The following is a 24,548-nucleotide window of genomic DNA, read 5'->3' on the forward strand; positions in this document are numbered from 1 at the left end:
CAACGGTCGCACCTGGCTGCCGCCCCGGAGCGGTCAACCGCGACCGTTGCGGGCAGACGCGACCAGGCAGCACCCGGGAGCCGAGGTAGCCGGCCGGCGCCCTGTCGCGGTAGCCGGCAACGGTCGCGTATGGGTGCCGGTCCGGAGGGGTCAACCGCGACCATTGCGCGGACGCACGACCGTCTCAGCGCCCGCCGTGTTCGGCGCGGGCGGCGCCGAGGAAGCGGAAGGTCCACTCCTCGGCGAACTTGCGGCTGCCGGCGAAGACGATCGGCACGGTCGGGTAGCGCACCTGCAACTGCGCGACGAGGTCGGCGAGGAAGCCCGGCTGCACGTGCTCACGGGCGAACAGGTCGCCGTAGCGTCCCTCGACCACCACCGCCGCGTGCGGCAGGGACGCCAGTTCGGCCATCGCGAACGACAGCGACGCGTCGATGGCGCTGGTCGCGAAGTCGTCCACGGACTTGCGCTCGACCGCGGCCACGACCGTCCCGTCGACCGCGACGGCGTAGTCGCCGGCCGGCAGCGGCTGCACGTCGACCACCGCCTGCTGGTCCGCGAAGCGGTAGCCGTAGCGCTCACGGCTGTCCTTGAGCACGGTCAGCGTCTCGATGCCGGAGGCCCGGCGCGTGGGGACGCGAAGGCCGGGGCGAACGCCGCCGACCGTGCGGGAGGTCTGCCAGAAGATCGCCTCGCGTCCGCCCTTGAGGCGGGTGAACACGAACTGCGAGCGGTTGTTGCGATGGCGGTCGAGCACGAGGTCGACGGACCGGCCGCGCCAGCTGCAGACCCGGACCGCGATCTCCTCGACGAGGTCGACCTCACTGTCCGAGGGCCACGTCGCCCGGTGGCAGTAGACCTTGGCGGTCTGGGGCCACGGCTCGCGAGCTTTCAGGATCAACGCGTCACCGGGGACCGGCACCCACAGCAGGTACGGCAGCTTCGACCCGTCTTCGGGGTTCCTCGCGACACGGAAGGTGGCGGCCATGGGCGCAAGGCTGTCGGACCCGACCGGTCACCGCAAGAAGCCCGCGGCACGCCGGTGTCCCACGCAGCCGTCGCGGGAGGGCGCATCGGTCGCGCCTGCGTGCCGCCCCGCGGCGGTCAGCCGCGACCGTTGCGCCGATGCGCGACCGGGCAGCGCTGCCAGCTGCCGAGGTGAACGCGGTGCGGGGTGCGGCGGCCGGAACCACGGACCTGCCGTGTCTGCCGGGGCGAAAAGACCCTCGGCGGGCTGCCCAATCGTGGCTGCGGGTCCACGGTCCCGTCGGGCAGGGGACGACGCCCCTACTGCGCGGCGGCGGACACCCGTAGCGTCGGGGGTAGCGCGAACGACAGCGTCGTCGCGACCCGGATCTGCGTCGTGGGTCTCCCAGCCACGTGACAGGCGCGGATCTGCCCAGGCCGCCCCGGCCACTCTCCCCGGGGCGGCCTGCTCCCTTCTCCCCGGACCTACCCCACCCTGCGCGGTCCGCGCTTACCCGTACCGGGACGTATCAACCGTCTAGGGTGCCGGCCGGGCGCCGTCGGGAGCGGCGCCGTTCGAGGGGCGTGGTCGTCACCGCCGGGTGCCGCCACGAACGGGAGAGGGAACCGGTATGCACACCCGCACGCTCGCGGGGTCGACGCCACGCGTCGTCCGCCGCACCATCGCCGCGCTGGCGGCCGCGACGCTGGCCGTCGCGGTGCTGCCACAGGTGGCCGACGCCGCACCGGGCGCGGCGCCGGGTCAGGTCAAGGAGCTCGGCATCGAGGTGCTGTCGTCGGCGCCGGACCAGGTCAGCGGCGGTGACGCCCGCGTCGCCGTGACGCTGCCGCCGAGCGTCAAGGCCGCAGACGTGCGCGTCCGCCTCGGCGACACCGACGTGACCGACGCGTTCACGGCCGTCGACGGCGGCCTCGAAGGCGTCGTCGACGGCATGACGCTGGGCGAGAACGTCCTGGTCGCCGAGGCCGTGAAGGGCCGCGGCAACGCCCGCGTCGGCCACGACCGCTGGCGCGACGAGGTGACCCTGGTCAACCATCCGGCCGAGGGCCCGATCTTCTCCGGACCCCACCAGCAGCCCTTCGTGTGCCGCACCCAGCAGAACGGCCTGGGCCAGCCGCTGGCCGACAACGACGACGGCATCGGCGTCCCGGTGGGTGGCCGCTGGTCGAAGAACTGCAGCGCGGAGACGGTCGTCGACTGGCGCTACCGGACCACCGGCGGCGGCTGGTCGTCCTGGACCCCCGGCTCGCCGCTGCCGTCCGACATCGCGACGGCCAGCGTGCTGGACGGGCCCGACGAGGTGCCGTTCCTGGTCCGCCGCGAGCGCGGCACCAGCAACCGCTTCATCTACTCGATCGCGACGCTGGTCGACCCGGCCGCACCGGACGAGCCGGTGTGGAACGACCGGCTCGTGTTCAGCCTGCAGGGCGGCGTCGCCATCGGCCGCACGCAGGGCAGCGCCAGCGAGGGCGCCCAACTGCTCGACCACGCCCTGGCCAAGGGCTACGCCGTCGTGAACTCCACCGGCCTGCGCACCAACACCCACTACAACCTGCAGCTCGGCGGCGAGACCGCGCTGATGCTGAAGGAGAAGTTCGTCGTCCAGTACGGCGTGCCGGACTACACGGTCGGTGTCGGCGGGTCCGGCGGCGCGATCCAGCAGTACGTCTACGCGCAGAACCACCCGGGCCTCCTCGACGCCCTGGTGCCGCAGTACAGCTACCCGGACATGGTCACGCAGACCATCCACGTCGGCGACTGCGAACTGCTCGAGTACTTCATGGACGTGGTCGACAAGGGCAACCCGAAGTGGCGCCAACCGGCCTACCGGCAGGCGCTGCAGGGCCTGCACGTCACCGACCACCCCCGGAACTGGTCGTCGGGCAGCATCAACAGCTACAACGGCCTCGCCCAGGCCTACCAGGCGTTCGGCATCCCGCTGATCGACCGGGCGGCCGACTCGCCGCTGCTGTCCGGGCAGGGCGAGTGCCGCAAGGGCTGGCAGGGGCTGCTGCCGCTGGCGATGAACCCGACCTTCACCAACGTCGGTGGGCTGGACACGCTCGCGCAGGACATCAGTGGCGTCGAGTGGACCCACTGGGCCGACCTGGTGAACATCTACGGCACCGACGCGTCCGGCTACGCCCGCGTGCCGTGGGACAACGTCGGCGTGCAGTACGGCCTGCGGGCGTTCGTCGACGGGGTCATCACCGCCGACGAGTTCGTGAACCTCAACGCGACGGTGGGTGGCTGGAAGCCGACCTCGGAGATGGTGCAGGAGGGCTTCCCGTTCACGACCAGCAGCCCGACGCCGACCAACTTCGACCCGTGGTCGCGCCGCAACACCATCGAGATGGCCGGTGACGTGGCCCCGCGCCGCGAGGGCGACGTGCTCGCCATCGAGCGCGCCCACAGCTCCGGCATGGTGTACCGCGGCGACATCGACATCCCGATCATCGACTGGCGTCCGTACCTCGAGCACGAGCTCGACATGCACAACAGCCACCAGTCGTTCGCGGTGCGCCAGCGGATGCTGGCGGCCGACGGTGACGCGGACAACCTCGTGGTGTGGTTCACCGACGCGCGCCCGCAGGCCGCGTTCGACCAGACGCCGATGGCCTTCGAGGTGATCGACGAGTGGATGGCGAACATCGCCGCGAACCCGCAGGCCGGCGTGGCCGCCAACCGTCCCGACCGGGCGGTCGACTCCTGCTTCGCCACCGACGGCTCGCTGATCGCGTCCGGCGAGGACGTGTGGGCCGGGATCCTCGACGACGGGCCGGACGGCGCCTGCACCCAGGCGTTCCCGACCTACACCACCTCGCGGATCGAGGCGGGCGCGCCGATCGACGGTGACGTCTTCAAGTGCGAGACGAAGCCGCTGGCGCAGGCGCTGACCGACGGCACCTACGGCGAACGCGCCGCGGAGTTCACCGCGGCACAGCTCGCCCGGCTCGAGCGCACGTTCCCGCAGGGCGTGTGCGACTACGGCCGGCCGCCGATCCGCGGCTGAGCCACGCCGTCACGCGACGGGCCGGCGGAGCGACTCGCTCCGCCGGGCCCGGCCCTCTCGCCGACGAGGCACTGCGCACGTGCTGCGGTCGGGTCCCGATGACTCACGGGACGCGCAGCACGACCTTGCCGCGCACCTTGCCGCCGCTGGCCTCCTCGACCGCGTCGCGGACCGCCTCGAGGTCGTGGACGGACTGCACGTGCGGCATGAGCTGACCGGCGTCGGCCAGTTCGGCGAGCGCCGCGAGGTGGTCCACGTCGGGCCGCACGAACACGTACGTCCCGCCGCGCTCCTTCGCCGCCTGCGGGTCGAGGATGCTGACGACCCGTTCGGGGGTGCCCAGTACCTCGTCGCTGGCGTCCAGGGCGCCACCGCCGGCGAAGTCCGCGACCGCGTCGACGCCGTCCGGGGCGACCTCGCGGACCCGCTCGGCCAGGCCCTCGCCGTAGCTGACCGGCTCGCCGCCCAACTCCCGCAGGAAGTCGTGGTTGGGTTCGCTGCAGGTGCCGATCACGCGGGCGCCGCGGGCCAGGGCGATCTGCGTGGCGAGGTGGCCGACCCCGCCGGTGGCGGCGTGGATCAGCAGCGTGTCGCCGCGGCCCACCTCGAGGTCCTCGACGAGCGCCTGCCAGGCGGTCATGCCGGCCAGCGGCAGGCAGCTCGCCGCGACCGGGTCGAGGTCGGCCGGCGCCGGTGCGACGGCGCGCGCGGGCAGGGCCACCTGCTCGGCCCAGCTGCCCGTGCCGACGAGGTCCTTGCGGGCGTAGCCGTACACGGGCTGACCCACCTCGACGTGCCGGACGGCAGGTCCCGTGCCGATCACCTCGCCCGCGACGTCCCAGCCGGGGATCAGCGGCCACACCACCGGGAAGGCGGCGTCGAGGTTGCCGGCGACGATCTTGTAGTCGACCGGGTTGAGGCTGGCGGCGTGCACGCGGACGAGCACGTAGTCGGGGCCGACCCGGGGGTCTTCGACCTCGCGGACCTGCAGCTGCTCCGGTCCGCCGTACTCGTCGATGACGGCAGCGCGCATGGACGGTTCCTCTCGCGTCGGGGTCGCCCACCATGGAAGGCGCCGTGGGCGGCGCCGGCGGCCAGCCGCACGGCCGGGGTGACGTGGACGCGTGGCCCTCGGCGCTTCGTAGGCTCGCCGACTCGGACGCGCCGGCTCGTCTCGCCGAGCCGGACGTGCCGGTCGGACTCGCCGAGCCGGTGCGCGACGGGGGTGGTGGTGTGACGGATCTGCACTTCGAGCCGGCGACGCGGCTGCTGGCACTGCTGGACGACGGCCAGGTGAGCAGCCGCGAACTGGTCGACCTGCACCTGCAGCGCATCGAGGCCCTCGATCCGCGTCTGCACGCCCTAGTCACGGTCGATGGCGACGAGGCCCGCCGGCAGGCCGACGAGCGCGACGCGGCACGCCGGCGAGGCGAGGTGCGCGGCCCGCTGCACGGGCTGCCGATGACCGTGAAGGACGCGTTCGCGACCGCCGGTCTGCGCACCACCGCGGGACTGGAGGAGCTGGCGGAACACGTCCCCGACCAGGATGCGGCGGCCGTGGCCCGACTACGGGCCGCCGGCGCGATCGTCGTCGGCAAGACCAGTTGCCCGCCGGGCGTCAGCGGACAGGAGACCGCCAACCCGCTTGTCGGCGTCACCCGCAACCCGTGGGACCGTTCGCGCACGACCGGCGGCTCCTCCGGCGGCGCGGCGGCCGCGCTGGCGGTCGGGCTCACGCCCCTGGAGCTGGGCAGCGACCTCGGCGGCTCGATCCGGCAGCCGGCGGCCTTCTGCGGCGTCTACGGCCACTACCCGACCCACGGGATCGTGCCCGCGCGCGGCCACCTTCCGGCGATCCCGCCCGACGACCTCGAGGCCCAGGAGGACCTCATGGCCGTCGGACCGATGAGCCGCGCCGCCGAGGACCTCGCGCTGGCGCTGGACGTCCTGGCCGGACCGGACGAGCTGAGCGGCCGCGGCTGGCGCGTGTCGCTGCCGTCGTCGGCCGTGGACGGGCCGGCGGACCTGCGCGTGGCGGTCTGGAGCGACGACGAGGACGCCCCCGTCGACACGGCCGTGCGCGACGCCATCGACGCCGCGGGTGACGCGCTGGCGGACGCCGGCGCGCGCGTCGACCGGCGCGCCCGGCCGCCGTGGCGGCTGCGCGAGGCCGAACGGGTCGGGTTCGACCTGTGGGTCGCGGCGTCCAGCGCCTCCCTGTCCAACGAGCAATTCGAGCAACAGCGGCGGCGGGCCGAGCACGCCGACGCCGACGACCCCGGCCGCCTCGCCCGTCGGGCCCGCGCCGCGGCCATGCCCCACCGCGACTGGCTGCACCTCGACGCCGACCGCCGGCGACTGCAGCGCGGGTGGGAGAGGTTGTTCGACCGCGTCGACGTCGTGCTGTGCCCGGTCACGCCGGTGGTCGCCTACCCCGCCGACACGGACACGGAGCAGGTCGACGAGTTCGACCACCGGGTGGCGCAGACCATCGAGGTCGACGGCCGGCCACGCCCCTACCTCGACCAGCTCGTGTGGACGACCGTCGTCGGTCTGGCGCGGCTGCCGTCCACCGTCGTGCCGGTCGGGACGTCACCCGCCGGGTTGCCCGTCGGCGTCCAGGTCGTGGGGCGGCCCTTCGCCGACCGCACGACGCTGCGGGTCGCCTCGCTGCTCGCCGACCTCACCGGTGGGTTCCGGCCACCGCCCGGATTCTGAGGACACGCCGCCGCGCACGCCGCCTGCGTGCGTCAGTGCCAACCGGCCGGGTCGGCGCCGTAGCCCAGTCGCCGTGCCATGGCGCGCACGGCCGGGTCGCGGAGCACCGGGTCGAGGTGGGCCGCGTTGTCGCGCCAGCGGCCGGGCCGCGGCGCCTCGGTGGCCATGACGACCGGCAGGCGGTGGTGGTCCACCAGCGGCGCGGCAGCGATGCCGAGGTGGTCCGCCAAGGCCCCCAGCGCGGCGGCCCGGCGGCGCGGGCTGCCGACGACGTCCTCGAAGCGCACGACGTGACGCTCGGCGTCGAGGTCGGCCGCCGCGGCGATGGTGGCCTCGTTGGCGCTGCGCCACTGCTCGGCGCAGACCTCGACCAGCGGACGGCCGGTCAGCTCACGCCAGTGCGGCGGCAGGTCGAAGGACCACTCGTCACGACGGGCCGGTGGCACGTCGTAGCCGTCCAGGTCCAGCTCCGGCAGCCGGCACGCCACGAAGTCGGGGTGCAACCAGCCGGCGCGCAGGCCGTTGACCGCGGCCGCCGGGTTGCGGACCAGGTGCACGACGCGCAGCCGTGCCGCCGGGAACAGCGACGCGAGCAGCGGCAGCCGGAACGCGTTGCGGGGCGTGACGAGCACGACCGGGCGGGTGCGCACCTCGGCGGGCGTGGCCGCACGCCAACGGCGCGGCAGCACGAACGGCGCCATCTCCACGATCGGCTCGGCAGCCGGCGCCTCCTCGTCCGCCGGTACGGCACCCTCGGGCAGCTGCTCGGCCGGCAGGTCGTAGCGGCGCGCGTCCAGCGAGGGGTACGAGGTCCGGAGCACGGACAGGAGCCGGCCGAACCAGGCCGCGTCCACCTGCTCCGGGACGCCGAGGTCGGCGACGACGGCGCGGACGTGCTCGGGATCGATCGGCTCCCGCGGCCACTGCATGGTGAGCCGCCAGGCGACGTGGTCGGCGAACACCTCGAGGTCGTGGCCCGATGGCGGCGCGGTCGGTGGCGCGGCAGCGCCGAGGTCCAGCGAGAGTTCGCTGCGCACGACCTCGCGACCGGCGCCGGCCGCGCAGACCGGCGACGGATCCGCGAGCAGGTCCGGACCCCGCCCCAGGACCGGGACGACGAACTGCGGGTTCGTCTCCGCCGAGGTGGTGACGAGCTCCGGGCTGCGGCGCAGCAGCTCCCCCAGCAGCGACGAACCGCTGCGCGAGCTGGAGCACACGACCACCAGGTCGCGGACCTCGTCGCAGAGGGCCGGCTCGGCATGGCGGGCACGGCGCTCGCGTAGCGCCGCCAGCCGGTGGTCCACCGCCGCCGTGGCGAGCGCCTGCTCCTGCAGCAGCACGCGGAACTCCTGGTCGTCGCCGACCCGGCGACGCTACCGCGACATGGTCACCCGACCGAGACGCCAGGAGGGCCGGACGGCCGGGCCTCGGTCGGCTACAGCGACAGCGCCACCGGCGGCACGGACAGACCACGAACGCCGGGCGCGACGGCGAAGAGCCCGCCGGTGTCGGCGCCCTCCCCGCCCTCCTCGCCCGCCCCGCCGGTGGTGACGAACAGGGTGTCCAGGTCGCGATCACCGAACGCACAGCTGGTCGTGTGCGACGCCGGTACCTCGACGACCGTGTCCAGGGCGCCGTCCGGCAGGTAGCGCCGCACCGCTCCCCCGCCGTACAGCGCGATCCACACCCCGCCCTCGGCGTCGACGCACAGCCCGTCGGGCATCCCGGCGTCGTCCGGGATCCGCACGAAGCGGGCGACCGACGCCACCTCGCCGTCGCGTCCGAGCGTCAGCGCGTCGACCCGGCCGGTGGGCGTGTCGGCGTGGTAGAGGATCGTCCTGTCCGGCGAGAACCCGAGCCCGTTGCTGATCGTCAGCCCGTCGCGGAGCACCCGCGTCCCGCGGCCGTCCACGCGGTGCAGGCGGGCGCCCGCCCGCTCGTCGTCGAGGTGCATGGTGCCGGCCAGGACGGCGCCATCGGGGGTGACGGTCGCGTCGTTGACCCGGAGGCGGGCGTCGTCGGCCTGCAGCGGGACGACCAGCCGCGGCGCGTCTCCGGCGCTCTCGTCCCAGACACCGAGCCCGTCGCGCAGCCCCAGCACCAGCCGGCCGTCGCGGTCCGGCAGCACGGCGGTGACGACGTCGTCGTGGTCGAGCAGGACGTCACTGTGGCCGGTGCCGGGCCGGTGCGCGAGTACCCGGCCACGCTCGAGGTCGACGAACAGCAGCCGCTCACGAGGCGCGTCCCACCACAGCCCCTCGCCGAGGCGGGCACGGTGGTCGTCGACGACGGCCGCGGTGAGCGTGCCGGTCATGGCCGGTCCTCCTCGGCAGCGCCACTTCCACGGTCGGCGACACCTCCACGGTCGGCGGTTCCGGCGATGGCGGCGAGAATGCGCTCGACCAGGTCGGCGGTGGGCGCACGGGCGTCGAGGTGCAGGTCGGCCACCTCGACGAAGCGGGCGCGGCGGCGTACCAGCAGCGCGTCGGCGGCGTCGACGTCCAGGGGCCGTCGGTGGTCACCGGCAGCCATGCGCCGGATCAGGTCGGCGACCGGGACGTCGAGCCACACCACGGTCGCCCGCTCGCGCAGCGCCTGCCGGCACCGGGCCGACTCGACCACCCAGCCGGCGGCGGCGACGACGTTCGGTGTCCCGGCGGCGAGCGCGTCCAGCAGCACCTCCTCCTCGAGGTGGTGCAGGTGCTCGACGCCGTGACGGGCGGCCACCTGCGCGCCCGTCAGGCCGGTGCGGGCCTCGAGGTCGGCGTCGCCGTCGCGCAGCGGCCAGCCGAGCCGGTCCGCCAGCGCCCGCCCCGTGGTGGTCTTGCCGGCCCCCATCATCCCGAGCAGCACGAGGTGCGACCGGCCGGCCTGCGGACGCCCGGTGCGTCCGGCGTCGTCGCGTGGCCGGTCCCCCGTCACCGGGTCACGACCGCACGGCGTGGCCGCCGAACTGCTGGCGCAGGGCGGCGACGACCCGCATCGCCAGCGGGTCGTCCTGGCGGGAGGCGAAGCGGGCGTACAGCGCGGCGGTGATGACGGGCGCGGGCGTGGCGGTGGCGATCGCCTCTTCGACGGTCCAGCGGCCCTCGCCGGAGTCCTCGGCCCAGCCGCGGATCCTGGCGAAGGTGTCCTCGTCCTCCAGCGCCCGGACCAGCAGGTCGAGCAGCCACGAGCGCACCACGCTGCCGTGCTGCCAGCCACGCACCACCTCGACGAGGTCGATCCCGTCGGGACCGCCGGCCTCGAGCAGCTCGATGCCCTCGGCGAAGGCCTGCATCATCCCGTACTCGATGCCGTTGTGGATCATCTTCGCGTAGTGACCGGCGCCGACCGGCCCGGCGTGCGAGAAGCCGCCCTCGGCCGGGCGCAGCGCCTCGAACACCGGCCGCAACCGCGCGATGGCGTCGGGCTCGCCACCGACCATCAACGCGTAGCCCTCGTCGTAGCCCCACACCCCGCCGGACACACCGACGTCGACGAGGTGGACGCCGCTCAGGGCGAGCTCCTCGGCCCGGGCGACGGTGGTGCGCCAGTTGGCGTTGCCGCCGTCGACGACCGTGTCACCCGGGTCCAAACGCGTGGCGAGCGCGTCGATCGCCTGCTGGGTGGGGTCACCGGCCGGCAGCATGAGCCAGACCAGCCGCGGCGTCGGCAGGGCGGCCACCAGCGCGTCGAGGTCGGCGACCTCCGCCACGTCCGGGTCGCGGTCGTAGGCGACCACCTCGATGCCGCGGTCGCGCAGGCGACGCGTCATGTTGCCGCCCATGCGTCCGAGTCCGACCATGCCCAGCGTCGTCACGTGTGCTGCTCTCCGGTCCTGCGCGGCTCCCGCGCCCGGCCGCGGCCGCGGCCTGCCAGCACGCTACTCCGCGGAATCCGGGCGGTCAGGTCAGCAGCAGCACCAGCAGGCCGCCGATGACGGCATACGCCAGCGCGGGGGTCATGGTGCGCCGCAGCACCTCGCCCTCGGCGCCGGTCAGCCCGACGGTCGCGCCGGCCGCGACGATGTTGTGGGGGCAGACGATGTTGCCGACGGCGGCGCCGTAGCCCTGCGCGGCGACCATCGGGGTCAGCGGCAACTCGAGCGCGTCGGCCGTCGCGACCTGCAGGTCGGTGAACAGCACGTTCGACGCCGTGGCCGAGCCGGTCACGAACGTGCCCAGCACGCCGACCAGCGGCGCCAGCAGCGGCCAGGTGCCACCGGCCGCGGCCGCCGCGGCCTCGGCCAGCGACTGCGTCATGCCGGCGTGGACCATGATCCGGGCCAGCGACAGCATCGCGACCAGGGCGACGGTCACGCCACCGAGCTGGGCGAGGGTGGTGCGCAGCGCCCGGACGACGGCGGCGCCGCCGACCCGCTGCAGGACGGCCCCGCCGAGGAACGACACCGCCAGCAGCGTGCCGGGGTGGCTGAGCGGCCGGAACACCCCCGCGAATCCGCCCGGCAGCTCCCAGGCCAGCTCCACGCTCACCAGCGGGTCGCGGATCGCGGGCACCAGTCGGGTCAGCAGCACCAGGACGACGAGGACCAGGTAGGGGGCCGCGGCGCGCGCCAACTCCGACGCCGTGGGCGGCGCCGTCACCGCCCCGCCGTGCGGTGTCGGCTCCCTACCGTGCACCGCCTTGCCGCCGCGGACGGGCTCGGCCCTCGTCTGCGCGCCGCGGGCCGGCCGTTCGATCGGCGGGGCGGGCGCTGCCGTTGACGCACCGGGCACCTCGACGGGCGGCGCTCCGGCCGGGCGCGCGGCGCCACCACCGACCAGCTTCAGCACGGCGACGAAGACGGCGATGCCGATCAGCGAGCCGCCCAGCGTCGGCAGCTCCGGGCCGACGAAGGTCGCGATCAGCCAGTAGGGCACCAGGAACGCGGCCCCTGCCAGCAGCGCCCAGCCCCAGATGGCGCCGCGTGGCGCCCGACCCAGCGCCCGCGACGCGACGACCACCAACACCGCCAGCAGCAGCCAGCCGGCGGCGAGGTGCAGCGACGCGGTGGCCGCGGCGATCTCCCGCCCGGTGAGACCGGTCGCGGCCACCTGCGGGACGACAGGCGTGCCGATGGCGCCGAACGACACGCCGATGGCGTGACCCAGCATCGCCACCACCACGGCGTCCAGCGGCCGGTAGCCGACCCCGACCAGGAATGGTGCGGCCAGCGCCACCGACGCACCGAAGCCGGCCGCGCCCTCGACGAACAGCGCGAAGAACCAGCCGATCAGCAGCGCGAACAGGCGCGGGTCGGCGGCCAGGCCGGCCAGCGCCAGCCGCAGCCGGTCGGTGGCGCCGGTGGCGACCTGCAGGTGGTGGATGGCCAACGCGGGGACGACGATCCAGAGGATGGTCGCGGAGGTGAACAGCGCCTCGCCGAAGGTGCCGAGGTAGGCGCCCGCACCGGGCGCCTCCGCGGGCACGCCCCGGCCGAAGTCGAATGCCGTGACGGCGATCAGCAGCGCGAGGGCGGCACCGACCAGACCGGCCCGCGACGCCGCCCACCGGCGGCCCACCATCAGCACGAGCACGACCAGGATCGGGACGCCCGCCAGCAGCGCGGCCACAGGACTCCTTCGGTTCGACCCGCCACCAGCCAAGCAGCCGGCGGCCCGCCGCGGCCCGTCCGGTCAGCGGCGACGCCACCGCGACCGGCGCCGCGGCCTGGCGCTCCACGGCACGCCGCCGGGCCGGTCGTCGACGTCGAACTCGCTCGGAGCCCGCCGCCGGTAGTCGAAGTCCGGATCCCCGGGCGCCGGCTCGATCCCGCCGCCGGCACGCGGGTTCGCCGCCGTGAAATGGACGCCCCGCCGGCCCGGCTGGTCACCGGCGGCGTCGGGCCGACGACGCTCCTGCAGCCGCTGCCAGCGCTGCAGTTCGGCCGGATCGTTCAGCATCCGGTAGGCAGCCGTGATGGCGGCCACGCGCTGGTGACGGGCGGCCCGTTCGGCGGCGGAGTCGTGCGGGTGCAGGTCCGGGTGCTCCTGCCGGACGAGTTGCCGGTAGGCGGCCGTGATCTGCTCCGCGGTCGCCTCCGGTGACACGCCCAGCGTGTGATGAGGATCGTCCGTCGCCCCGTGCATGCTCGTCCCCTTGTGCCCGACCGCGTGCCGGCCGGGCGTGCCCCGCTTCGGGCGGCGCGGGCGTCAGAGGCGGCGCGTCGACACGAAGCCGCGGGCAAAGTAGTCCTCGCCGTCGAGGATCGACGGACCTTGCGCGTCTCCGCCCAGCGTCGGGCCGTTGGAGGACCGGCGCGAGTGGATGAAGCGGTGGTGGCCGTCGTCGTCCACGCCGAGGTGGATGCCGACGTGGTCGATGCGGTCGTCGCCGTCGTCCGGCGCGTCGAAGAACACCAGGTCGCCGGTCTGCAGGCGGGCCTCGTCGAGCTCGCCGTCGGCGATGGGCACCACGCCAGGTGCCTCGGCGGCCTGCTCGAACGAGCGGCGCGGCAGCGATGCGCCCCCGTCGGGCCGCAGCGTCAGGGGCAGCCCCAGCCGGAACCCGTAGACGATCCGGACGTAGCCGGAGCAGTCGAGGGCCCGGTACTCCTCCGGGTCGGCCGGGTCGACCTTGCTGCCGTAGGTCGCGTCGACGCCCGGGAAGTCGTGCCAGTCGGCGCCGACCGGCCGCCAGCCGTCGGGCAGCAGCGGGCCGTACTCGGCCTCGCCCGCGATCAGCGCCCCGTCCTCGTCGCGGACGTCGGGCGCACCCTCGAAGTACTCGGTGGCGATCTCCAGCACGTCGGGCTCACGGTCGTCGAGCGCGGCCCGGAGCCAGGCGAGGTCGACGTCGCCGTCGAAGGGCGCGTCGAGCAGGCGGACCCACACGTCGGTGGTCACGCCGGCATCGGCGGACGGCTCGTCGAAGGTGCGCTCCTCGCCGGCGACGGCGACCGTGTGCGCGCCGTCGGTGAAGGTGGCGAGCCAGGCGCCGTCGGGGTCGGTGACCACGCTGCGTGGCGGGTGGTCGTGCCGCGCCACGTCGACGTCGAGGTCGATGCCGGCGGCGGCCGTCGCGCGGACGGCCTCGGCCAACACGGGGGTCGCCGTCGCGGTGTCGGCACCGGCGTCAGGTGCGCGGACGCCGACGGCGGCGACGGTGGTGGCAGCGAGGGCGACGACGGCAGCGGGCAGCAGCAGGTGGACGCGCAACACGGGCTCCGAGAAGGCATGGGGGGACACCGCGCCGGCATCGCGCGGTCGAGGAGCGGACGGCCGTCGGCGTGTCGCCGGATCCGGCCCGTCGGACGTGACCGAAGGTACAGACGTCCGGCGACTTCGCAACAGACGCGCAACGTCAGCGAACGCGCCCATCACCCACGATCGGCCACGTGCGGCCGCGGGCGCCTCCCGGACGGTCAGGGTCGGCCGACCAGGGATCCGGTGCCGACCACGTAGGGTCACGCACCGTGGACACCAGCGCGGCCTGTCAGGGGGAGGCCCGCACGGACCGGAGAGCAGCAGCGCCCGTGGAGGATCTACCCCTGTCGTCGTCCGACGACGTCGTCACGATCGTCGTCGCTGCCGGCCTCGTGCTGCTGCTCCTCCTCGGCCTGTGGGAGCGGCGGCGCAACCAGGCCCGGCTGGACCGCGTCCCGTTGCGGATCAGCATCAACGGCAGCCGCGGCAAGTCCACCGTCACCCGCCTGCTCACGGGCGCGTTGGCCGAGGGAGGTCTGCGGCCGCTCGGCAAGACGACCGGGACCGAACCCAAGCTGCTGTTCGGCTGGAACGGCACGGAGGAGGACGTCCGTCGCCGGCCCGAGGGGCCCAACATCGGCGAGCAGCGCCAGGTCACCCGGCGTGCGGTGCGCGAGGGGGCCGACGCCATGGTCATCGAGTGCATGGCGGTCGATCCCGAGTACCAGCTCACGTTCCACCGCGACCTGCTGGACGTGAACCTGCTGGTGATCTGCAACGCCCTCGACGACCACCTCGACGAGATGGGCCCGACGGTGGAGGACGTCGCCGAGGTCCTCGCCGAGAGCATCCCGGCGGGCCAGACGGTCGTGGTCACGCCCGAACGCCACCTCGACACCTACCGGCGGGTGGCCGACGAACGTGGCGCCAAGCTGCTCGTCGCCGAACCGGAGGCGGTCACCGAGGACCAGCTGGCCGGCTACGGCTACCTCGTCCTGCCCGACCACGTGGCGCTGGTGCTGGCGATCACGCGCGAGCTCGGCATCCCCGACGAGGCGGCGCTGCGCGGCATGCGCGCCGCTCCCTCCGACCCGTTCGCGATGCGGATCACCCCGGTCGGCGACCCGGACGAGCCGGCCTGGTTCGTCAACGGGTTCGCGGCCAACGACCCCACCTCGACGTTGGCGGTGTGGGAACACATCCACGACCGGGCCCTGCCCTCGGACGAGCTGACCGTGATCGTCAACTGCCGCGCCGACCGGATGGGCCGCACCCAGCTGTTCGCCACCGACGTGCTGCCGCACCTGCCGATCGACACGCTGGTCGTGACCGGCGAGCAGACCCGGCCGATCCTGCGGGCGGCCGAATCCGGGGCGATCGGCGCCGGCGACGTGCGTGACCTCACGGGCCAGGATGCCGAGCAGGTGATCCAGGCGCTCGACGGCCAGCTGACGCGCCGGATCGTCTACGGCGTCGGGAACCTCCACGGCGGCGGGGCCGAGCTGGTCGCCGCCCTCGAGCGTCTCGCCATCGACCCGACGACCGACCGCGGAGTCGCCTGATGTTCGGAACCGAGCTCTACCTCTCCCTCGTGATCGGCGTGGTCGTCAGCCTCGTCTACGCCGAGCGCACGGGCGTGATCCCGGCGGGCATGGTCGTCCCCGGCTACCTCGCCCTGGTGCTGGACCAGGTGTTGTTCGTCGGGGCGATCTTCCTGATCAGCTTCGCGACCTTCACGATCGTGCACTTCGGCGTGTCGAAGTGGGTGATCCTCTACGGCCGCCGACGGTTCGTCGCGATGCTCGGCGTCGGGATCCTGCTGAAGCTGCTGTTCGACTACCTGTATCCCGCGCTGCCGTTCGAGGTGTACGAGTTCCGCGGCATCGGCGTCATCGTCCCCGGGCTGGTCGCCAACTCGATCGCCCGCCAGGGCCTGCCGCACACGCTCATCTCCACGCTGCTGCTGGCGGGCGTGACGTTCCTGCTGGTGTTCGCGGTCAACCTCGTGATGGCTTGAGGCCATGACCGACACCGCTCCCCCGGTCGACGCGCCGGCGACCACCTTCCGGGGTCGCCTGCAGCGCCGGTTGCGCCGCCAGTCACGCACGGCGGGACGCGACTCGCTCGTCGCGCTGGTGGTCACGGCCCTGCTCGTCGGGCTGGTCCACGGCGGCGGCTGGCTCGAGGGCGAGGCCGCCGCCGCGGCGCCGCTGGACGACACGGCACTGTTCCGTGGCGTCATGGTCGGCGACCTGATGTTCGGCCGTCACGTCGCGAAGGTGGCCGAGCGCCGCGGCCACGACTGGCTGCTGGAGGACGTCACGCCGCTGTTCGACGGCGCCGACTACGTGACCGGCAACCTCGAGCAGGTGATCGCCGCGGATCCCGACGCACTGCCGGACGCCGACAAGCTCATCCACCTCGCCAGCGACCGGCGGGCCGCGCAGGCCCTCGCGGACGCGGGGTTCACGACCCTGGCGCTGGCCAACAACCACGCCATGGACCATGGCATCCCGGGGCTGCGCGAGACGATCGCCGCGTTGGACGACGTCGGGTTGGCGTCGGTCGGCGCCGGCGAGACCCTGCAGGACGCGCTGGAGATCGAGTACCAGGAGGTCGGCGACCTGACCGTGGCGACGCTGTCGTTCAGTGACGCCTACGTGGTCGGGTTCGTGGCGCTGGCCTTCCAGGGCGGCGTGCTGTCGGCCGAACCGGACCGGACCGGACGGTTGATCCGCGAGGCGGCCGCCAACGCGGACCTGGTCGTCACCCACTTCCACTGGGGCACGGAATACGGCTTCGCGGCCAACCGTGACCAGCGCGAGCTGGCGCAGATGGCGGCCGCGGCCGGGGCCGACATCGTGATCGGCCACCATCCCCACGTGCTGCAGTCGGTGGAACGGATCGGCGACACGTTGGTGATGTACAGCCTCGGCAACTTCGTGTTCGACCAGGGCTGGTCGCGCACACGCGAGTCGGCGGTCGTGCGCTACCAGCTGGGTCAGGACGGCCGCGCCCGCGTGGAGTTCGTGCCCGTCGAGGTACGTGAAGGCGCGCCGCGGCCGCTGGCCGGGCCGCTGGCGGACTACCGGCGTGCCCGCATCTTCCAGCGGCTGACCGGCGGTGGCCTGGAGTGGACACGCGAGGACGGGATGCTGGTGACCGAGATCGACCACTCCGGGGCGCTGGGAGGGGCCGGCTCGTGATGACCGACCGGTGGCTCAACTACGTCCTGTCCGTCGTCGTCGTGCTGGGCATGATCGGCGTGGCGATCTACAACCAGCCGCGCGACCGCCAGGAACGCGCCGAGTTCCTCGACCAGGAACTGACCGAGATCGAGGACGACCCGGGGCCGGTCGAGGACCGCGACCCGGTCGAACTGCAGCGCCGTGCCGACCGCGACGAGGCACCAACGGGGGCCGACGAGGAGACCGAGGAACCGGCGGCTGAGCCGCTGCTCGCGGAGTACGGCGTCAGCGCGAGCCACCCTGACGCGGTCGACGTCGGGATGCAGGTGCTGGAGGGCGGCGGCAACGCCGTCGACGCCGCGATCGCCGTCGCCTACGCGCTGGGCGTGGCCGAGCCGTTCGGCTCCGGCATCGGCGGCGGCGGCGCGATGCTGATCCAGCCGGCCGACGGTCCCCCGAGCTACTACGACTACCGGGAGATCACGCCCCTGAGCGGCGAGCTGCCCGCCTCGGACATCGGCGTGCCCGGCTTCGTCGCGGGCATGGAGGTGATCCACGACGACCACGGCACCGTGGAACTGGCCGACCTCATCGAGTACGCGGCGCGTCTCGCCGAGGACGGCGTCGAGGTGGACCAGTACCTCAACGAGCGGATGCGCGGTGCGGCCCACCGCATGCCGATCCACCTGCTGCCGCGGTTGTTCCCCGACGGCACCGCGATTGCCGCCGGCGAGACCTTGCGCCAGCCCGAGTACGCGCAGGCCCTGCGGCTGATCCAGGAGCAGGGCTCGGACGTGATGTACCGCGGCGAGCTCGCCCAGGCGATCGTCGACGCCGTCAACGGTCTCGAGCTCGACGACTTCGACGACTACGAGGTGCTCGAGCTCGAACCGGCGGTCGGCAGCTTCGCCGGCTACGAGATCGTCTCCGGCGGCGCGCCGGTCAGCGGTCCGCCGCTGGTCCAGCTGCTGCAGATCGCGGAGACCAGCGGTGTCGCCGACGTCGACCCGCGCAGCGCCGAGGGGATCCATCTCATGGCGCAGGCGTGGCGGCTGGCCAACGACCAGCGCAGCACCTACATCGGCGACCCGAGCCAGGAGGACGTCGACCTCGACCGCCTGCTGTCGCGCGAGTACACCGACGCGCTGGCCGAGCGCATCCCCGACGACGGCTTCGCGCCGGTCGAGGACGAGGAGGACGTCCTGTCGCTGGAGACCGACACGACCCAGGTGGTCGTCGTCGACCGGCAGGGCACGATGGTGTCCATGACCAACACGCTCAGCAACTTCTTCGGCTCCGGCCTACCGGTGTCGGGGTTCTTCCTCAACGACCAGCTCAAGAACTTCGATCCCGAGCCGGACTCGATCAACCACACCGCCCCGGGCAAGCGTCCCCGCAGCTTCATCACGCCGACGATCGTGCTGGACGACGGCCGCCCGGTGCTCGGGCTGGGCTCGCCCGGCGGCCGGCGCATCCCGAACATCGTCGCCCAGGTGCTGGTGCGCTGGGCGGCGCTGGACGAGCCGCTGGACGACGCCGTCGTCGCCCCCCGCTTCCACCTCGAGGCCCGCCGGCTGGAGCTGGAGGAGGCCGTCTCGGACGGCGAGCGACAGGCCCTGCAGCAGCGCGGCTACGAGGTCACGACCGACGTGCCCACGACCGAGTACTTCGGCGGCGTGCAGGTCCTCGAGATCGATTGGGACGCCGGCACCATCGACGGGGTGGCCGACGCGCGCCGCGCCGGGAGCTGGGCCAGCGCCGGCGGCTGATCGGCGCCCGGCGTGTCACAGGCGGGCAGCGGTGCGCCCCAGCGCCGACTGGCCCGCCGCCCACGCCCGGGTGATGGCACTCGCGGCCGCGCTGCCGTCAGACCCCGCTGCACGGCCCGTGGCGCGATGGTTGCGCCGGCTGGTGGCCTGAGCCGCGCGCCGCCGTTGACGCGGCCGCCTCGCCCCTTCACGCTCGGGGTACACGGGAGGGAGCATGATGGCGGCGGAGAAGTTGCACGCCCTGCTGGAGAGCAACGGCGTCGAGTTCGAGGTGCAGACGCACCCGCGGGCGGTCACGGCGCAGCGCCTGGCCGACGCGGAAGGCATCAGCGGCTACGACGTCGCGAAGCCGGTGCTGCTGTCGGTCGGCGGCCAGCTCGCGATGGTCGTCGTACCGGGCGCGGAGGTCGTCGACCTCGAGCGGGTCAGCGAGGTGCTCGGCCACAACGACGTCCGGCTGGCGACCGAGGACGAGTTCACGTCGGTGTTCGACGACTGCGAACCCGGTGCCGAGCCACCGTTCGGGAACCTGTACGGCGTGCCAACGTTCCTCGACGAGGACTTGCGGGCACGCCCGCAGCTGGTGTTCCGGGACGGCTCGCACACGGAAACGATCACGCTGACGACCGCGGACTACGTCCGCCTCGTGCAGCCGGAGATCATCGACGTCGCGACCGTCAGCACCTGACGACGTTGCCGCCGACGGTCAGTCCCAGTCGGGGCCGTCGGCCGGGGCGACCAGCCGGTGGCCACGGTCCAGCGCACGGATCCGGGCCATCTCCTCGTCGCTGAGTTCGAAGCCGAACACGTCGAAGTTGGTGCGGATGCGCTCCGGGTTGCCCGACTTCGGGATGGCGACCGTGCCGGGCTTCTGGATCAGCCAGCGCAGCGTGACCTGCGTCGCGGTCACGTCGTGCGCGTCCGCGATCTCGGTGAGGGTCGGGTCGTCAGCCACCTCGCCACGCGCGATGGGGCTGTAGGCGGTCACGAAGCCGCCGTGCTCGCGCAGCACCTCCTCGATGGCGTCGACGGCGAGGTAGGGGTGGTGCTCGACCTGGTCCGTGACCAGCGGGGCGAACTCGTAGGCCCGCCGCAGCATGGCCGACGGGAAGTTCGACACGCCGATGGCGCGGGTCAGACCGTCCTCGACCAGTGCGGTCATGGCCTGCATCGTCTCTTCGAGCGGCGCGTGGTCCTCGGCCGGCCAGTGCAGCAGGAGCAGGTCGACACGGTCGACGCCGAGGTCGCGCAGGCTCTGCTCGGTCGAACGGCGCACGTCGGCCGCTGCGGCGTTGCTGGGCTTGAGCTTGGTGGTGAGGAACACCTCGTCGCGGTCGACGTCGCTGTCGGCGATCGCGCGACCCACCTCGGCCTCGTTGTCGTAGCCCTGTGCCGTGTCGACGTGGCGGTAGCCGACGTCCAGGGCGGTGCGCACGCCGTCGTAGGCGTCCTGGCCCCACAGCCGCCAGGTGCCGTAGCCGAGCTTCGGGACCGTCAGGCCACCGTCGAGCGTGATCGTCGGCTCCATGCCACCTCCGGGTGCGTGCGGCCTCCGACCCTAAGTCAGGCCCCGTCGCGGGCCTCGTCGGCGACCGGCCGTCCGACCGCCGTCTGGCCGGTCTCCGCAGCGTGTCGCCCGGGGCGGGCGCGGGCGGCCGGCAGCGCCGCGGACAGCGCGATCGTCGCGGCCCCGGCCCACACCGGCCAGTAGCCCAGCCGTGGGATCAGCGCGCCGCTGACCGGTGGGGTGACCCAGAGGGCGAGGTAGAAGGCGGCGGTGACCCAGCCGGTCGTCCGACCGGCCGTGCCCGGCGGGCTGGCGCGGACGAGGGCGAGGAACGCCACCGCCGGCCACGTGGTGCCGGTGGCGCCGAACAGCACGGCCCCGACCCACAGCAGCGCCGGCACCGCGCCACTGGCCGCCATCAGCACGATGGCGGTGGCCGAACCGACGGCCATGGCGACCATCAGCGGCACGGCCAGCCGGTCCGGGCGGCGCACCGCGAACCCGAGCAGCAGGCGGCACACCAGCGCCGTCCCGCCGTAGACCATCACCGTCGCCCCGGCCGTTGACACCGACAGCCCACCGACGTCCGAGGCGAAGGTGGGCAGGTAGGCGAACACGACCGCGCTGCCCCCGCCCATCAGCAGGGCGTACGCAGCCAGGGACCGGCGCGTGCGCACGCCCGGATCCGTCGCGACACGCACCCGCCGGCCGGCCGGCGATGGGCCGCGTCCGGCCCCTGGCTGGCCAGCCGTCGCGCCGCCGTCCCTCGCGTGGCCGCCCCTCGCGTGGCCACCCCTTACGTGGCCGACCTTCGTATCGCCGGCCCGAGCGGACGTTGATCCCGTGCGGGCATGGTCGCTCGGGGACGCCCAGGCGAGCACGGCACCTACCGCCGCGACCAGCGCACCGATCCGCAGCGTCGCGCGCCAGTCCAGGCCGACGGCGCTGGCGGCGGCCAGCGCGCCCGCCGCCAGGGCACCCGCCTGCACACCGGCCTGGCCGATCCCGACGAGCCTGGCCTGCGCCCGCGCGGTGGCCGCTGTCGAGGCCCACCGGGTCGTGCCGGGGTTGGCGAACGCCATGGCGGCACCGGCCGGCAACATCGCCAGGCTCAGGCCGACGCCGGAGCCCGCGAACGACGCCAGCAGCAGCGCCCCGCCGGCGACCACCAGGAGACCGAGGCAGCTGTGACGCCCACCGATGCGGTCGACGAGCGGTCCCGCCAGTGGCGAACCGAAGACGCCGATCGCGTACAGGCCGGCGAAGACCAGCCCGAGGTCGCTCGGCCCCAGCTGCAGGTCGGCCTGCAACTGGGGGCCGAGCGCCCCGATGGCGAACTGCGGGAAGATCCCGACCAGCAGCGTCAGCCCGAGCGCCAGTGCCCACGTCGGGTGACGCTGCGTGGCCTCGCTCACGGCTGGGGTGTGCGCGGTGGCTCGTCCGTGTGGCGTCGCGAGGGTGTGTCGTCCTCGCCGGCGAGGATGGCGGCGTCCGGCGCGATCGTGGCACCCAGCGGCGAGTCGGTCCCTCGATCGCGTCCCGGCAGGATCATGTTGAGCAGGACGGCGAGGAAGCCGGCCGGGACGATGCCGGTGATCAGCAGCACCCGCAGCTGCTCGGGCGCGATGGCGACGACGTCCGGCACGGTGGCCATGCCCTGCCCCACCCCGACGGAGACCGCGATGATGAGCAGGTCACGGCGGTCGAGCCGCGACTCGGCGATCAGCCGGATGCCGGCGGCGGCGACCATGGCGAACATCACGACCGCGGCCCCGCCGAGCACGGCCGACGGCATGGCCGCGATGACGGCGGCCAGCTTGGGCACGAACCCGGCCACGATCAGGAACGCCGCACCAACCGACACGACGTGCCGGCTCATCACGCCCGTGAAGGCGACCAGCCCGACGTTCTGGCTGAACGAGGTGTTGGGCATCGCGCTGAACAGCGACGCGAACGCGGTGCCGACGCCGTCGGCCATGACGCCGCCGGACAGCTCCCGGTCGGTCACCTCGCGACCGGCGCCGCCCTTGGTGACGGCGGCGAGGTCGCCGATGGTCTCCACCGAGGTGGCGATCGCCATCACGCTCATGCCGATCACCGCCGCGGCGGGGAAGCTGAGCCCGAACGCGAGCGGTCGTGGGAACGAGAACCACGCCGCTTCCGCGATCTGGCTGGCGTCCACGGCGCCCAGCGGGAGGGCGACGAGGTAGCCGGCCACCAGGCCGATGAGGACGGACGCGGCGCTGACGATGCCGCGGCCGAGCGCATAGGCGAGCAGGGTCACGAGCAGGACGAGGCCGGCCAGGGTGAGGTTGGTCGCCGAGCCGAAGTCCTCCGCGCCGGCGCCGCCGCCTGCGAGGTTGATCCCGGCCGGCAGCAACCCGACACCGATGACCAGCACGACGATGCCGCTCACCAGCGGCGGGAACAGCGACTTCAGCCAGCGCAGGGTGAGCCCGAGGGCCACCTGCACGATGCCGGCGATGATCGCGCCGCCGAAGACGGCCGACAGGCCGTACTCCGACGCCAGCGGGATGGCGATGACCAGGAAGCCGAAGCTGGTGCCCTGCACCACGGGCAGCCGGGCCCCGATGGGGCCCACGCCGATGGTCTGCAGCAGCGTGGTCAGGCCCGCGACCAGCAGCGCGACCTGGACCAGGAAGGCGGTCTCGCCGGTCGTCGCGCCGACGACGCCGGCGATGATGATGGGGATGGTGACGTTGCTGGCGACCATGACCAGGACGTGTTGCAGCCCCAGTGGTACGGCCTCCCGCAGCGGTGGCATCTCGTCGACGTCGTAGAGGACCTCGACCTGTGTTCGATCGACCATGAGCACTCCCTCGCTCGCGACCCCGCTTGCGCCGGTCTCCCGTCCGGCGTGCGGGCACCGTAAGCCGTTCAGGCGGCCGTGGGCATGGCAACTTCTGCCGGACCTTCCGGTGGATTCCGCCAACTACGGGTGCCGGCATCCGTCGCGACGCGCGCCGGTGTCGGCTCACGGGACACTCGACGCCCATCGCACGACACTTCGGATCGCGCCCGGTCGAGGCGGGTCCAGGACGGATGCCTCTGATCGGGCGAGAACCGTCGCGTCGGCGACGATTCCGCCTCCCGGCGGCTACCGTCGCTTCGCGCCCCGGCTGCCGTGGCCGGTGGACCGGGACGAGCAGGGCTGGTGATCCAGGGCATCCGTCTGCTCCTGCTGGCGGCGACCGTCGCGCTGGTCGTGTCGGTGGCGCCGTCGGCCGCGTCCGCGGTGCCGCCCGACGGCGAGCAGACCACGACGAGGTCGACGGTCACGCACCCCTACTGCGTCCGGGTCGCGGGCGCGCCGCGTGTCGAGCGGGCGGCCTTCGCCGCCCAGGCGCAGCAAATCCTGGCCGAGCGCCGCGGCTGGAGCCTCGGCGGCACCGTGCGCTTCGTCGAGCAGGCCAGTTGCGACGACGCCGCCTTCACGCTCTGGCTGGCGAGCCCGCGACGCCTGCCGTCGTTCGGGTCGATCTGCAGCCACGACTACTCGTGCCGGGTCGACGACGACGTGGTGATCAACCGGGCCCGCTGGCACCGCGGCACGCCGGCGTGGCGGAGGGCCGGCGCGTCACTGGCCGACTACCGCCGCATGGTGGTCAACCACGAGGTCGGCCACTGGCTGGACTTCCGGCATGCCGACTGTCCCGGCCGCGGCGAGCCGGCTCCGCTGATGCAGCAGCAGTCGATCGACCTGCAGGGTTGCCGGCCCAACCCCTACCCCACCGACCGCGAGCGCGCGCGGCTCGCCGACCGGCTGGGCGTCGAGGTTCTGGACGGCTTCCGCGACGGCGAGGTGGTCCGGGTGGCCGGGCGTCCCGGGGCGGTCCTGGTCGAGGACGGCCGTCTGCGCGCGCTGCTCGACGACGAGGCCTTGGAGGAGCGGCGCGCCGCCGCCGGGCGCGTGCGGGTCGTCGCCCAGTCGGACCTGGACGGGCTGCGCACCGGACCGCCCGTTGGGAGCGGTTCCGGTCGACGCTCGGCCGCCGCCCACGAGAGTGGTGCGCCGCTGTGCCCGAGCCGACCGCCGGCCGCAACGACACCCTCGCGGCGAACGACGGACTGTGTCACCTGGTGGCAGCTGACGACCATTCGGCGCTGATCAGCTGCTCTGCGGACCTTTCGCCGCGGACGAGAGAACGCTCCACCCCTTGGGACGTTGGGGGTGGAGCGTTCTGCCGCGACCGCTGACCAGCGGTCGCCCTCTCGAA

The 24,548-nt window shown here is 73.8% G+C and carries 20 protein-coding genes; 8 read left to right on the forward strand and 12 right to left on the reverse strand.

Features of this window, described 5'->3' with window-relative positions:
* Nucleotides 1–184: 184 nt before the first annotated feature.
* A complete protein-coding gene (locus ACERM0_RS10785; protein WP_373678597.1) occupies nucleotides 185–988 on the reverse strand; it encodes an ERCC4 domain-containing protein in 804 nt (267 codons plus the stop codon).
* A 610-nt stretch (nucleotides 989–1,598) separates the two neighbouring features.
* Here ACERM0_RS10785 and ACERM0_RS10790 point away from each other — a divergent pair.
* Nucleotides 1,599–4,001: a DUF6351 family protein gene (locus tag ACERM0_RS10790; RefSeq protein ID WP_373678598.1), complete on the forward strand. Its 2,403-nt coding sequence runs from the start codon at nucleotides 1,599–1,601 to the stop codon at nucleotides 3,999–4,001.
* A gap of 103 nt (nucleotides 4,002–4,104) precedes the next feature.
* Here ACERM0_RS10790 and ACERM0_RS10795 read toward each other — a convergent pair whose 3' ends face one another.
* Nucleotides 4,105–5,034, reverse strand: a complete 930-nt coding sequence (locus ACERM0_RS10795; RefSeq protein WP_373678599.1) for an NADP-dependent oxidoreductase — start codon at nucleotides 5,032–5,034, stop codon at nucleotides 4,105–4,107.
* 32 nt (nucleotides 5,035–5,066) lie between these two features.
* Between ACERM0_RS10795 and ACERM0_RS10800 the strand changes: the two genes are divergently transcribed.
* A complete protein-coding gene (locus ACERM0_RS10800; protein ID WP_373678600.1) occupies nucleotides 5,067–6,719 on the forward strand; it encodes an amidase in 1,653 nt (550 codons plus the stop codon).
* Between the two features lie 32 nt (nucleotides 6,720–6,751).
* Here ACERM0_RS10800 and ACERM0_RS10805 read toward each other — a convergent pair whose 3' ends face one another.
* The 7 genes from ACERM0_RS10805 to ACERM0_RS10835 form a co-directional block, all read right to left on the reverse strand.
* On the reverse strand, nucleotides 6,752–8,059 hold the full coding sequence (locus tag ACERM0_RS10805) for a sulfotransferase (protein WP_373678601.1): 1,308 nt from the start codon (nucleotides 8,057–8,059) through the stop codon (nucleotides 6,752–6,754).
* 95 nt (nucleotides 8,060–8,154) lie between these two features.
* A complete protein-coding gene (locus ACERM0_RS10810) occupies nucleotides 8,155–9,033 on the reverse strand; it encodes an SMP-30/gluconolactonase/LRE family protein (protein WP_373678602.1) in 879 nt (292 codons plus the stop codon).
* Nucleotides 9,030–9,641, reverse strand: coding sequence for a shikimate kinase (locus ACERM0_RS10815; RefSeq protein WP_373678603.1), 612 nt, complete (start codon nucleotides 9,639–9,641; stop codon nucleotides 9,030–9,032). The genes ACERM0_RS10810 and ACERM0_RS10815 overlap by 4 nt, the downstream gene beginning before the upstream one ends.
* Before the next feature lie 4 nt (nucleotides 9,642–9,645).
* Complete coding sequence (gnd, locus tag ACERM0_RS10820) at nucleotides 9,646–10,521, reverse strand: phosphogluconate dehydrogenase (NAD(+)-dependent, decarboxylating) (RefSeq protein WP_373678604.1); 876 nt, start codon at nucleotides 10,519–10,521, stop codon at nucleotides 9,646–9,648.
* Nucleotides 10,522–10,606: 85 nt separating this feature from the next.
* A complete protein-coding gene (locus ACERM0_RS10825; RefSeq protein ID WP_373678605.1) occupies nucleotides 10,607–12,274 on the reverse strand; it encodes an L-lactate permease in 1,668 nt (555 codons plus the stop codon).
* Nucleotides 12,275–12,337: 63 nt separating this feature from the next.
* A complete protein-coding gene (locus ACERM0_RS10830; RefSeq protein ID WP_373678606.1) occupies nucleotides 12,338–12,790 on the reverse strand; it encodes a DnaJ domain-containing protein in 453 nt (150 codons plus the stop codon).
* Between the two features lie 63 nt (nucleotides 12,791–12,853).
* Nucleotides 12,854–13,858, reverse strand: coding sequence for a C40 family peptidase (locus tag ACERM0_RS10835; protein ID WP_373678607.1), 1,005 nt, complete (start codon nucleotides 13,856–13,858; stop codon nucleotides 12,854–12,856).
* A 317-nt stretch (nucleotides 13,859–14,175) separates the two neighbouring features.
* Here ACERM0_RS10835 and pgsB point away from each other — a divergent pair, with 317 nt between their 5' ends.
* From pgsB to ACERM0_RS10860, 5 genes are all read left to right on the forward strand, one after another.
* Nucleotides 14,176–15,408, forward strand: coding sequence for a poly-gamma-glutamate synthase PgsB (gene pgsB / locus ACERM0_RS10840; RefSeq protein ID WP_373678608.1), 1,233 nt, complete (start codon nucleotides 14,176–14,178; stop codon nucleotides 15,406–15,408).
* Nucleotides 15,408–15,863, forward strand: coding sequence for a poly-gamma-glutamate biosynthesis protein PgsC (pgsC, locus tag ACERM0_RS10845; protein ID WP_373678609.1), 456 nt, complete (start codon nucleotides 15,408–15,410; stop codon nucleotides 15,861–15,863). The genes pgsB and pgsC overlap by 1 nt, the downstream gene beginning before the upstream one ends.
* Before the next feature lie 4 nt (nucleotides 15,864–15,867).
* Nucleotides 15,868–17,052 carry a CapA family protein gene (locus ACERM0_RS10850; protein WP_373678610.1) on the forward strand — a complete coding sequence of 395 codons (1,185 nt, stop codon included), beginning with the start codon at nucleotides 15,868–15,870 and terminating at the stop codon, nucleotides 17,050–17,052.
* On the forward strand, nucleotides 17,052–18,803 hold the full coding sequence (locus tag ACERM0_RS10855; RefSeq protein WP_373678611.1) for a gamma-glutamyltransferase family protein: 1,752 nt from the start codon (nucleotides 17,052–17,054) through the stop codon (nucleotides 18,801–18,803). Before ACERM0_RS10850 ends, ACERM0_RS10855 begins: the two co-directional genes overlap by 1 nt.
* A gap of 214 nt (nucleotides 18,804–19,017) precedes the next feature.
* Complete coding sequence (locus ACERM0_RS10860) at nucleotides 19,018–19,491, forward strand: aminoacyl-tRNA deacylase (RefSeq protein WP_373678612.1); 474 nt, start codon at nucleotides 19,018–19,020, stop codon at nucleotides 19,489–19,491.
* Nucleotides 19,492–19,509: 18 nt separating this feature from the next.
* On the opposite strand, the gene ACERM0_RS10865 is transcribed toward ACERM0_RS10860, so the two are convergent.
* From ACERM0_RS10865 to ACERM0_RS10875, 3 genes are read right to left on the reverse strand one after another with little or no spacing between them, the layout of a single operon-like run.
* Complete coding sequence (locus ACERM0_RS10865; RefSeq protein ID WP_373678613.1) at nucleotides 19,510–20,331, reverse strand: aldo/keto reductase; 822 nt, start codon at nucleotides 20,329–20,331, stop codon at nucleotides 19,510–19,512.
* A gap of 35 nt (nucleotides 20,332–20,366) precedes the next feature.
* Nucleotides 20,367–21,725, reverse strand: coding sequence for an MFS transporter (locus ACERM0_RS10870; protein ID WP_373678614.1), 1,359 nt, complete (start codon nucleotides 21,723–21,725; stop codon nucleotides 20,367–20,369).
* On the reverse strand, nucleotides 21,722–23,140 hold the full coding sequence (locus tag ACERM0_RS10875) for a uracil-xanthine permease family protein (RefSeq protein WP_373678615.1): 1,419 nt from the start codon (nucleotides 23,138–23,140) through the stop codon (nucleotides 21,722–21,724). The genes ACERM0_RS10870 and ACERM0_RS10875 overlap by 4 nt, the downstream gene beginning before the upstream one ends.
* 345 nt (nucleotides 23,141–23,485) lie before the next feature.
* Here ACERM0_RS10875 and ACERM0_RS10880 point away from each other — a divergent pair, with 345 nt between their 5' ends.
* Nucleotides 23,486–24,439 carry a DUF3152 domain-containing protein gene (locus ACERM0_RS10880; protein WP_373678616.1) on the forward strand — a complete coding sequence of 318 codons (954 nt, stop codon included), beginning with the start codon at nucleotides 23,486–23,488 and terminating at the stop codon, nucleotides 24,437–24,439.
* Nucleotides 24,440–24,548: the final 109 nt, after the last annotated feature.

Source organism: Egicoccus sp. AB-alg2 (assembly GCF_041821065.1).
Lineage (GTDB): Bacteria > Actinomycetota > Nitriliruptoria > Nitriliruptorales > Nitriliruptoraceae > Egicoccus.